The sequence below is a fragment of the Corallococcus sp. AB030 genome, from assembly GCF_003668965.1.
In the GTDB taxonomy this organism is placed as follows: domain Bacteria; phylum Myxococcota; class Myxococcia; order Myxococcales; family Myxococcaceae; genus Corallococcus; species Corallococcus exiguus.
Window position 1 is genome coordinate 1 of sequence record NZ_RAWQ01000286.1, and the last position, 10,312, is coordinate 10,312.

A 10,312-nucleotide genomic window follows, 5' to 3' on the forward strand; every position below is an offset into this window, starting at 1 on the left:
CCCCGAAGGCCCGCCACCGGTCATGCACGCGGGCCCGAATCACGCGCCCCCGCCGCCTGTGGAACCGCCTCCGCCCCCCGTCGCACAGACGCTTCCGCCGGACGCGGTGACGGCCGGTAATGGCACGCCAGCGAACGTCGACCCCCATGTGCAGCAGACCAAGGCTCCAGGAAAGACTGGCGGCAAGACGCAGTCTTCGCGCATCCCCCTGGAGCCTACCGACGACATCGCGCTCAGCGCGCTGAAGGAAGCCCGTGCCGCGGATGCGCGGAACGACGTGGACACCGGTGTCCGGATGGCCCAGCGCAGCTACGCGGCTCAGAAGAACCTGGCCGCGCACCATCTGGCCATCAAGCTCCGGTGCCAGTCCAAAGACATGGTCAACGGCCCTGCTGAACTCTCGAAAGTCCCCAAGTCGGACCTGACGGCGCGGCTCATCGAGCTATGTCGGAGCAATGGTATTGAATTGCCGAAGTGAGCGAACACCGCCCGTCCGCGAAACCACGGACGGGTGAGGGGGATACATCCAACATGAAATGCATCGTCGCCGTGGCCGTGCTGGCCACCCTTCTGGGCACCCTGCCCGCCCGGGCCGCGCCGCCCGCTCCCGTGGAAGCCGGCAAGGTGTTCGTCGGCCCGCAGGGAGAAATGGTCGCCGTCGTTCCGCTCGCGCCCCGTGAGCAGAAGAAGTTCCTCCTGCGCATCCAGGGCACGGGCTCCGTGCTGGACAACCTGGTCCTCCCCTACACCCTGAACGACTGGAGCAGCCCCAGCACGCGGCGCCAGAACTACACCACCCAGTGGCACGGCAAGGACTACTCGCCGCTCGTCGTCGTGGGCACGCGCACGGAGCTGTACTTCCCCGGCGGCCCCGGCAACGGCATCACCGTCCAGTTCGACGAGGCGCGCTCCCAGAAGCTCAAGCCGGAGGAGGTTTACGCCCAGCACCAGCAGCAGACCCAGAGCGGCCAGCTCGCGAAGCTGATGGCCTTCGACCGCAAGGCGGAGGAAGCCGTCCACGACACGGCCTACTCCGAAGCGCTCCAGGAGCTGAACACCACCTGCGGCACCTCCGTGGCGGGCGCCATCGACTGGACCACCGTCACCGAGCCCTTCCTCAAGGCCCAGAAGATCTCCCGCTACTGCGTCTTCCCCCTCACCGCGCTGAAGGCCCTGTGCGAAGTCTCCGAGGAGGCCCGCGGCACCGTGAAGGCCCGCCTGAAGCAGATGGACTGCCGCTTCGGCGCCGCGCTGGAGCCCGCGCTTCAGGGCGACCGCTTCGTGTGGACCACCACCCCGGAGGCGACCCAGCAGGAGAAGGCCGCCATCCGCTACTTCAAGAAGCACCTCTAGGCCCGCGCACCATGCTCTTCCAACGCATCCTTCCCGTGGCCGTGCTCCTTTCCGCCACTCCCGCCGCCGCCGTCGAACCGCCGTGGGGCAAGGCGGAGAACCTGGGCCAGCGCATGCTCCTGGAGGCCACCGCCGTCTGCACCGACGGCCGGGGCCACTACGTCGTCTCCGTGCCCCGCGAGGACACTGACGACCTGGAGGATCAGCTCTACTACGGCGACGGCAAGTCCCTGGTCGTGGTGCCGCGCCCCCGCAGCAGGAACCTGTCCGCCACCACCTTCCAGGATCCGCGCTTCTTCAACCCCAGCGGCACCGCCGACTACGACGGCGTGGACCTGCGGGTGCACTCGCAGCTGAACGTGGACACGAAGGAGCGCACCTGCTCCCTGCGCTGCGGCGAGCGCAAGGTGGCGCTGGAGATGGTCCCCGGCGCGCAGGCGCGGGAGCTGCTGCGCAAGGCCACCTACGTGCCCAACCCGCAGAAGTTCGTCCCTCACGCGCTGCTGCGTGACTCGGAGGGCACGTACTACTACGTGGACAAGGGCTCCTCGTCCGCGGAGTCCCGCAACTTCCGCGTTTTCATCGGCCCCCGTGGGGACCTGAAGCCGCAGAAGATGACCAACGTGGTCGCGGACTCCGAGGGCGAAATCTTCACCACCAAGAAGGGCCAGCTGCGGCTCGTCATCGACCGCGCGCAGAAGCCCATCTGGATCGAGAAGGCGCGCAAGGAAGTGGAGCTGCGCAACGTCCCCGTGGAGCAGAACCTGCCCCTCATCTACAACGAGCTGGGTGTCTACACGGGCATCCGGCTGGGCACGCCCTGCGACGATCAGTAGCGGGCGGTCCCGCTAGACGCGCACCAGCAACGCCATCTGGTGCGCGCCGATGCCCAGGCCGACCATCACCAGGTACTTCGTGCGCAGCTGGCGGCGGAACCTGGCCAGCGTCACCGGCATGGACGCGTGCACCATGTTCCCGTACTCCTCGAAGGTGTCCAGGTACTCGCGCGGGCGGATCTCCTGCGCCCAGTGGTCCATCAGCTTGCGCGTGGCCTGGTGGGAGATGAGCGTCACGTCCTCGCGCGCCACGCCGTGCTTCGCGAGCAGCCGCTGCACCAACCGGGGCGGCCCGTTCATCCCCGACTGCAGGAACGCCTTCACGCCCGCCGCGGGGGCGATGCCGTAGGTAGGGTGCGCCAGGCCGGACTCCGGCCGCGGGCCCATCATCATCGCGCCGTATTCGTCGCTGAAGGTGTCCGCGCCCCAGTCCACCAGCGTGAGCCCTTCACCCGCGCCCACCACCACCGCGCCCGCCCCGTCGCCAATGCCAATGGCGTGGCCCTGTGTGTAGTCCACGTTGCGGGTCCACGCGGAGCCCACCGCCACCATCGCTTGCCGGAGGGTGCCCGCGCGCAGGGCCTCCCAGGCCAGCACGATGCCCATCAGGAAGTTGGCGAAGTCCGCGTTCACCGGCACCACCAGCGTGCCCTGGGAAAGGCCCAGCTCGCGGTGCACCGCGTACAACTCGTTCGGCGCGACGAACTCCGACACCGACACGTAGCCGTACAGCCGCTCCACGTCCGCGGGCGTCAGCCCCGCGTCCTGGAGCGCGGCGGCGCCCGCCTTCGCGGTGAGCGCGGCCAGCGACTCGCCCTGGCCCAGCACCCTGCGCTCGCGGTTGCCGTAGAAGAGCGCGTGCTCCCCACCGCTTCCGGCGGCGCGGCGCAGCGACTCGAACAGCGGGTCGTCGTTGCCGCGAACGTGCTCCGGGACAGCGGCGCCGACTCCCAGGAGCGCGAAGGTCGCGGCGGTCATGGAGGCTACTTCGCGTCCGACGCCACCGCGGCGAAGCGGTCGCCGTACGGCGGGACCTCGCGGTAGTCGATGTGCGCGACGATGACCTGCGGCTGGCCCGTCTCATCCGCGCGGCGCAGTACTTCCGGCAGCAGCGCGTCCAGCTGGCCGGGGCCATTCACCGTGTAGGCGCGCGCGCCCAGCGACTCGGAGAAGGCCTTCAGGTCCGGGTTGCCCAGGCTGTAGAAGTCATCCTCCAACGGCTGCGTGCGGTCCTGCACGTGCTCGCCGTGGTTCACCATGCCCAGGAAGTTGTCGTTGAGGACGATGGTCACCGTCCCCACGCGGTAGCGCGACGCGGTGATCATCTCCGTGCCGTTCATCAGGAACGCGCCGTCTCCGACGATGGCCACCGCCGCGCGGTCCGGCCGGCCCACCTTGCCGCCGATGACGGCGCCGCAGGACCAGCCCATGGACGACAGGCCGCACGGGTAGAAGATGCGCGCGGGGGGCGTGATGTGCAGCAGGTGCGACGTCCAACCCGTGCAGTTGCCCATGTCGATGTACAGGTCCATGTCCGGGCTCAGGTGCTTGTCGAGCTCCGCCATCAGGTCCTGCGGCTTCACCGAGTCCCGGTCCTGCGGGGTGCGGATGACGGGCGCGGGCTCCGTCAGCGCCATCACCTGCGCCCAGCGCTCCTGCACGCGCGCGCCGCTGGACGGGCCAATCATCTGCCCCAGCTCCGCCAGGCCCGTCATCACCGAGCCCACGTCCGCCACGATGGGCAGCCGCACCGGCAGGAACTGGCCGATGTTGGAGGCATTCACGTCCACCTGGATGACGTGGTGGATGGCCTGGAAGTAGCGGTGGAAGCTGCGGGAGGCCCACTCACCCAGGCGGCTGCCCAGGACGAGCATCACGTCCACGCCGTCGCGCAGGTACGCCTCGGCGCGCTTGCTGCCGGCCAGACCCAGCACGCCCAGGGACAGCGCCTCGCGCTCGGAGAACAGCCCCTTGCCGCGCATGCTGGTGGCCACCGGGATGCCGTGCTGGGTGACGAACGCGGTGAACGTGTCGGCGTGCTCCGCCATCGCCTCGCGAGCGCCCGCGCCCAGGAAGATGAGCGGGCGGCGCGCGGTGCGCAGCAGCGTGAAGGCGGCGCGCAGGTCCTCGAAGGGGGCGGTCGCCGGACGCGCGCGGAAGGCGCCGCGCGTGGTGGGAACGGAGGCGCGGTGGATGGGCTGACGCGCGATGTTCGCGGGCACGCTCAGGTGCGCGGCGCCGCCGGGCAGGCCCTGCGCGGTGCGCAGCGAACGCGCCAGCAGCCGCTGGAAGCTCTGCGCGTCCGGAACGATGGAGGAGCTGGCGCACGCCTGGCGGAACATCTCCACCGTGTTCACGCCGTGGGTGCTGCTGCTCTCCTGGATGGCCATCAGGCCCACGCGGTCCGTGGCGATGTTGCCGCTGATGGCCAGCATGGGCACGCCGTCCAGGTGCGCGGAGGCCACGCCCGTCAGCGCGTTGGTGGCACCCGGGCCCGCCGTCACCATGCACACGCCCAGCTTGCCGGTGGAGCGCGCGTAACCGTCCGCCATGAACGCCGCGCCACCCTCGTGGGACGCGATGATGAAGCGCATGGACTTGTGCTTGCGCAGCGCCTGCTGGAACGGGGCGATGTTGCCGCCCGGGACGCCGAACACCGCGTCCACCTCCTCCGCCTCCAGGTGCGCGATCACGCAGTCGGCGACCGAGAGGTCCTCCACCGTCTTGAAGCCCCGCGCATTCACGTCCCCGTACATCGGGATCGGATCGCCGTGACGAGCCTCCAGCACGTTCGTCTTCCCCTGGGTCGGCGTCTCGTGCCGGAGTGCCTCGACGGGCACTTCGTTCCGCAGGGTGTTCGACGTAACGGCCTGGAGCTCAGCGAGCGAGGAGTTGGACATTGAAGGACGTCTCCAAGGCCCCGGAACCCGTGAGGTTCGACGCGGATGCTGCGTCGATTCGCTGCCACCGAGTCCGGGGGGACCTCGATGCCTGTGACAGTGTTGCGGGGATGCTGAAAAACTGCATCCCCTTAATAGCCGAGAAGCGAGCGAGTGTGAAGTAAAATCAGCGGAAAGTTCGCCTGACGCTGGATTCTCAAACTTCGTGACGAGTACCACGTTTACCCGGAGACGTCTCCATCTTCACGGGGAGGACGTGGCTCGCGCGCGTACGCAGGCGCGGCAGGAGTGGATCCACACACGTGCCGACTGGAGTAGGCTCGTAAGTGCGCTGCCATCCAGCCGGAGTCGCACGGGAATGGCGCGTGCACCACAAAAACAACGTGGGGGTTTCATGGCTGAGAATCTGAGGACGGAGTACGGCTTCCGGCTCAATGCGCCGGGCTACATCACCCCCGCCGAGGCCAAGGTCTGGTTCGAGGACCTTCGCGCCAAGGTGGCGATCAAGCGTGGGCGGCCCTTCGGACTGATGGTGGACATCCGGGGCCAGAAGGCGAACCCGCCGGAGACCCAGGAGATCATCAAGCAGGCGATGGGCTGGCTCCGGCAGAACGGCATGGTGCGCTCGGCGGTGGTGCTCGACAGCACCGTGGCCCGCCTGATGATGGTGCGCATGGCCAAGCAGAGCGGCGTGTACGAGTGGGAGCGCTACATCGACGCGTCGAAGGACTCCGATTGGGAGCACAAGGCGATCGATTGGATCACGAACGCCACGGAGCCCTCGAAGGAAGAGGACGCGGCGGCCTGACGTCGTTCCCCGGGTGACGGCGGTGGAAGCCTCCTTCCGGTAGAGGCCCACCGCCTCCCCCGCCCGTTCGCGGGCACTGTTCCCCCTCTACCTGCCAGGTCCTGTTCGTGATTCCCGGGTCCCCGCGGACGCCAGGCTGGTTCAGGGCGGTCCTGTTCCTCCTCGCCGGATTCCTGGGGCTGCGCTGCGCCGCTCCGTCACAGTCGCGTGACACCGCGCGAGCGAGGACATCCCTGTCAGCGGTTTCCTCCCCTGCCCCTACGGCGAAGGTGTTGCGGGTCCGCGTGTACGCGGACGTGGACCACCGTGCGCGGGGGCTCCATTGGGAGCGAGGCGTCGCCGGATGGCTCCAGCGCGCGAGCGAATCGGTGCGCGGCCCCCTGGGCATCACGTTCGAGTTGGAGTCCGCGCGTGCATGGGATCGGCGCGGCTCGGACGGTCCGCTGGAGCCGGTGCTGGACGCACTGGAGGAAGTGGACGCGGGCGAGGACGTGGACCTCGTCGTGGGTCTGGTGGCGGCGCCGGTGTCGTTCAGCGGCGCGCAGCACGAGCTGGGCTTCGCGCGCGTGCTGGGGCGGCACTGCGTGTTGCGCGGACTGAGCGGAGAGCTGCCAGTGGAGGCGCGGCAGCGGCTGGAGGTGGCGGTCCTGCTGCACGAGTGGGCGCATACCCTGGGCGCGCCGCACGTGCGCGACGGACGGGGATGGATGTCGCCGAAGTACGACGCGGGCCAGACGGGATTCGATGCGCGGACGCTCGCGCTGTTGGGCGCGGGGCTCCGGCACCTGCCTGTTGCGCGCGTGGAGCTGGAGGCGCAGAAGGCCTGGGCCCGTGAGCTGCGCGTAACGGTGGAGGCGATGACGGGCCCGGCGTGGGAAGGGCCGGAGCGGGACTTCCTTCTTGAATGGACGGAGCGCGTGCGCGCCTCCAGCGTCGTGCTGGGACCGGAGGGCACGCCCCGTTCGCTGACACCGCTGGAGCGGCAGCGGCTGGCGGAGGTCATCGCCCTGGAGAAGGCGGGCCGGCCGGAGGTGGCCGCGGAGGCATTGGAGCCGCTGGCCGTGCGGCATCCCCAGAATGAGCGCGTGCAGTTGTTGGCGTGCTACCTCGCCGTGCACCTCACGCCGGGGCTGGACGCCACGCGTGAGCGCTGTGAACGGGCCATCGCGAGGTTTCCCCGCGAGCCCTCCCTGCGCATGAACGTCGCGCTGCTCCACCTGCACGCGGGCCGCTTCGACGAGGCCCGGGACAGTCTGGTGGTTGCGAGAACGAACCTGGAGGCCCGTGCGGACGTGGAGCCCGCGCAGTGGGCGGACCTGGCGGGCCTCTTCCTGCGTGCCCACTGCGTGACGTGGGCGGAGGAGACCGCGGCCCGAGCTCAAGGACTGGCGGCTTCCGCGGCCGTACTGGAACAGGCGGCCCGCCTCCGAAGACAGGTGGCGCTGCCGGCCCGGTCCCATGCCAGCACCGCTGTCGTCGATCCCGCGCGAGAGGGAGCCCTCGTGCGCGCGGTGTCCGACGTGGAGGCGCTGCTGCATGCCGGATCCTCGAAGTCCGCGCGTGAGCGCATCGCCGCGCTGGCTCGGGCGTATCCGGCGAGTCCCTCCGTCACGCTCCTGCAATGCGAACTGCACCTGCTCCAGGGGCGCCTGGGCCCTGCGCGCACCGCCTGTGAGCGGGTGCTCGCGTTCCGGGACGATGCGGTGCAGGCGCACCTGCTGCTCGGCGTGCTCGCGACGAACACCCGTGCGCATGCGCGTGCACGCAAGCACCTGGAGCGGGTCATCGCCCTGGAGCCTTCACGCACGGAGGCCTGGCACCTGCTCGCGCGCGAATACCGGGGCACCCGCCAGTTGAAGACGCTCCAGGCCCGCTACCGCGAACAGTTCGCGCGCGACCTGCCGTGAGGCCTACGTCGCGACGGACGCGCGCCAGGCGTCCTCGAGCAGCGCGAGCAGGATGATGTCGTTGAACCCGCCCCCGTTCCCATCGACCTGGTAGCCGCGCATCACGCCTTCCTGCTGGAAGCCCACGCGCGTCAGCGCCTTGCTCGACGCGCTGTTGCGGGTGTTCACCATGCCTTCGATGCGGTGCAGGTTCAGCTGCTCGAAGCCGAAGCGGATCAGCGCGGGCAGGATGCTCGACATCACGCCCTGGCCCCACAGTGAGCGCCCCACCATGTAGCCCACCTCCGCGCGGCGATCCTTCTGACTCCAGTTGAAGAGCGTCATGTAGCCCAGGGGCGTCGGATCGTCTTCCTTCGACAGCACCCACCGGATGCCCTTGCCCTGGCGCATCGCCTCCAGATCGCCGGTCAGCTTCTGGTGCAGCGTCTCGCGCGGCACGGGCACCGTGAAGTTGAGGCTCCGTGCCACCTCCGGATGCGAGTACAGCGCGATGACGCCGTCCATGTCCTCGGGAGTGAAGACGCGCATCCGGAACGGCGAGGGAACGACGGGCAGCGGCAGCGTGACGTAGGACATGGACATGCGGAGCAGGCCCCCTGCGGTAGGGACATGAACACCCTACCGGGTGAGCGCCATCACCGCCATGACGCTGGCGTGTTCACTCTTCCGTCAGCAGCCGGCGCCGCTCTCGCAGGACGTCGCCAATCGGATCCCACTCCCCCCGCGCCCACGGCAGCACCTCGTCCACCATCACCCGGTGGAGGAAGGCCAGCGCCTCGTCGGACGTGCGCGTCCTGGTGAGGGTGGAGTCCCTCCACCCCTCGTCCACGGTCATGCAGGCGCCGCTCCTCAGCGCCCGGTACGCGGCGAAGGCACACGTCGCCAACAGGTGCTCGGGTTCCCTGGGCGTGAGGCCGGTAAAGCCCACGTGCCGCTTTTCGGCGTCCGCCACCATCAGCGTCGCGTAATGGAGGCACCACGCCGCGTTGAACAACTCCGACGCCAGGAGCTGGCTGGGGACGAACAAGCCGATCTCCATCGCCTGGCGCTGATGCGCCTCATCCGGCGCGAGGACCCACTCCTCCAGCGCGAGGAGGGCCGACTGGGCGCCGTCGTTCTCCGGCCCATGCCTGTCCCAGACACGCGCCGCGACGCGCGCCACCGCCACGCACAGCCGGACCTCCTCCTCCTGACTCAGCGGCCCCAGCGAATCCACCCAGGCCTGCAGTCGGGCGGAGTCCGGATGCTCCGCGTCCAACGGCAGCGGCCCCGGCCCCGCGAGCGCCAGGGCCAGTCGCGGCGAGCCCGGCCCCGCGGTCCGCGCCTCCTCAGGCAACGGGACACTCCGGACGATGGCGTCCGCCACCGACTCGGCGTGCACGCGCATGCGCCAGGTAAAGGGATCTCCATGTCCCCGCTTCACGGCATGCGTCACCACGCGCCGCAGCAGGCCCACCGCCGGCCGGGCCTGCGCCCCCATCCCCGCGAGCAGATGGAGCGCGAAGAGCCCCTGCCGCACCCCGTCCCGGTCATTCGGAAGCAGGCCCACCAGTCCCCGCGCCGTCTTGTCCAACAGCGGCAGCGCACGCGAGGGCGACAGCCAGGACAACACCTGGAGGGCGACGACACGGCTCTCGTCGTCCAGCACCACCTGCTCCTCCAGCGCGTGAAGAACCGCCTCGGAAGGCGGGGTGCACCGGCCCAGCAGGCGCAGCGCGGAGCGGCGGACATAGGGACTCTCGTCCGACAGCCTCTTCAGGGCTTCGTGCAGCACGTCGTCCGGGACGGGACCGTCCAGCGTCGCGAGCGCGTCCAGCGCCGTCGCTCGCGCCTGCCACTGCGTCTTGTCCTGGCAGGCCTCCAGCAACAGCTTCACCGCGAGCCGGGTGGGCTGGGGACGCAGGTACACCAGGGCCCGCATCGCCTGGCGCTGGACCCGAGCGCTCGGCCGGGACAAGAGCCCCATCACGGCGGGCACCGCGCACCGGGGCGGTGGGCTCGGCGCCATCAACGCCTCGAGCACGTTCAAGCGGATGTTCGCGTCCGCGGACTCCTTCTCCGCCAGTTGGGGCTTCGCCAGCACCTCCAGCAGCGCGGGCACCGCCCCCAGGCCGATGGCCCGCAGCGCTTCGTGCGCGTCGTACGTGTCTCCCCTCCGCAACCGTCCCTGCGCCACCAGCTCCGCCACCCACTCCCGGGGCGTGCGGTCCGCGTGCCGGAAGCCCGAGCGCACCATCAGCGCGTCCAGCCTGCGCAGCGAAGCGAGGTCGTCTCCGGAGGCCTGCCGCCGCGCCTCCGCCAGTGCGTCACCCATCCCGGCTCCCTACTCCGCGCGCATCGCCTCCACCGGATCCAGCCGCGCCGCGCGCGACGCCGGGTAGATGCCGAAGAGAAGCCCCACGCCGCAGCTCATCCCCAGCGACAGCGCCACGGCCCACGCCGGCACGCTCATGGGGAACAGCAGCACCCACTTGCCCAGGAAGACGAACCCGAAGCCCAGCCCCAGCC

At 70.0% G+C, this 10,312-nt stretch carries 9 protein-coding genes and 1 pseudogene; 5 read left to right on the forward strand and 5 right to left on the reverse strand.

The genetic code is table 11. The annotated features are described in order from the left end of the window. The 3 genes and pseudogenes from D7Y15_RS39890 to D7Y15_RS39900 all read left to right on the forward strand — a co-directional run. Positions 1 to 478, forward strand: a pseudogene (locus D7Y15_RS39890) (hypothetical protein); the annotation flags it as partial. Between the two features lie 53 nt (positions 479 to 531). Next, positions 532 to 1,353 carry a hypothetical protein gene (locus D7Y15_RS39895; protein ID WP_121755838.1) on the forward strand — a complete coding sequence of 274 codons (822 nt, stop codon included), beginning with the start codon at positions 532 to 534 and terminating at the stop codon, positions 1,351 to 1,353. 11 nt (positions 1,354 to 1,364) lie between these two features. Then, positions 1,365 to 2,189 (forward strand): hypothetical protein, encoded by an 825-nt coding sequence (locus D7Y15_RS39900; RefSeq protein ID WP_120579778.1) that lies wholly within the window; start codon positions 1,365 to 1,367, stop codon positions 2,187 to 2,189. Positions 2,190 to 2,201: 12 nt separating this feature from the next. Here D7Y15_RS39900 and D7Y15_RS39905 read toward each other — a convergent pair whose 3' ends face one another. Beyond that, positions 2,202 to 3,167 carry a 3-oxoacyl-[acyl-carrier-protein] synthase III C-terminal domain-containing protein gene (locus D7Y15_RS39905; protein ID WP_120579777.1) on the reverse strand — a complete coding sequence of 322 codons (966 nt, stop codon included), beginning with the start codon at positions 3,165 to 3,167 and terminating at the stop codon, positions 2,202 to 2,204. Positions 3,168 to 3,172: 5 nt separating this feature from the next. Next, a complete protein-coding gene (locus tag D7Y15_RS39910; RefSeq protein WP_121755839.1) occupies positions 3,173 to 5,089 on the reverse strand; it encodes a thiamine pyrophosphate-binding protein in 1,917 nt (638 codons plus the stop codon). A gap of 394 nt (positions 5,090 to 5,483) precedes the next feature. Here D7Y15_RS39910 and D7Y15_RS39915 point away from each other — a divergent pair, with 394 nt between their 5' ends. After that, positions 5,484 to 5,897: a hypothetical protein gene (locus D7Y15_RS39915; protein WP_120579775.1), complete on the forward strand. Its 414-nt coding sequence runs from the start codon at positions 5,484 to 5,486 to the stop codon at positions 5,895 to 5,897. A gap of 272 nt (positions 5,898 to 6,169) precedes the next feature. Next, on the forward strand, positions 6,170 to 7,804 hold the full coding sequence (locus tag D7Y15_RS39920) for a tetratricopeptide repeat protein (RefSeq protein WP_148712993.1): 1,635 nt from the start codon (positions 6,170 to 6,172) through the stop codon (positions 7,802 to 7,804). Between the two features lie 3 nt (positions 7,805 to 7,807). Here D7Y15_RS39920 and D7Y15_RS39925 read toward each other — a convergent pair whose 3' ends face one another. The 3 genes from D7Y15_RS39925 to D7Y15_RS39935 all read right to left on the reverse strand — a co-directional run. Continuing rightward, complete coding sequence (locus D7Y15_RS39925; RefSeq protein WP_121755841.1) at positions 7,808 to 8,386, reverse strand: GNAT family N-acetyltransferase; 579 nt, start codon at positions 8,384 to 8,386, stop codon at positions 7,808 to 7,810. Between the two features lie 76 nt (positions 8,387 to 8,462). Next, entirely contained in the window at positions 8,463 to 10,118 is a 1,656-nt protein-coding gene (locus tag D7Y15_RS39930; RefSeq protein WP_121755842.1) for a HEAT repeat domain-containing protein, read from the reverse strand. A gap of 9 nt (positions 10,119 to 10,127) precedes the next feature. Further along, the coding region (locus tag D7Y15_RS39935) for an ABC transporter permease (protein WP_148712994.1) at positions 10,128 to 10,312 on the reverse strand (185 nt) is incomplete at its 5' end.

Bases quoted from the DNA above. Each gene is read 5' to 3' on its own strand.
- D7Y15_RS39925 (WP_121755841.1), bottom strand. From the start codon at position 8,386: ATGTCCATGTCCTACGTCACGCTGCCGCTGCCCGTCGTTCCCTCGCCG.
- D7Y15_RS39930 (WP_121755842.1), bottom strand. From the start codon at position 10,118: ATGGGTGACGCACTGGCGGAGGCGCGGCGGCAGGCCTCCGGAGACGAC.
- D7Y15_RS39910 (WP_121755839.1), bottom strand. From the start codon at position 5,089: ATGTCCAACTCCTCGCTCGCTGAGCTCCAGGCCGTTACGTCGAACACC.
- D7Y15_RS39895 (WP_121755838.1), top strand. From the start codon at position 532: ATGAAATGCATCGTCGCCGTGGCCGTGCTGGCCACCCTTCTGGGCACC.
- D7Y15_RS39915 (WP_120579775.1), top strand. From the start codon at position 5,484: ATGGCTGAGAATCTGAGGACGGAGTACGGCTTCCGGCTCAATGCGCCG.
- D7Y15_RS39905 (WP_120579777.1), bottom strand. From the start codon at position 3,167: ATGACCGCCGCGACCTTCGCGCTCCTGGGAGTCGGCGCCGCTGTCCCG.
- D7Y15_RS39900 (WP_120579778.1), top strand. From the start codon at position 1,365: ATGCTCTTCCAACGCATCCTTCCCGTGGCCGTGCTCCTTTCCGCCACT.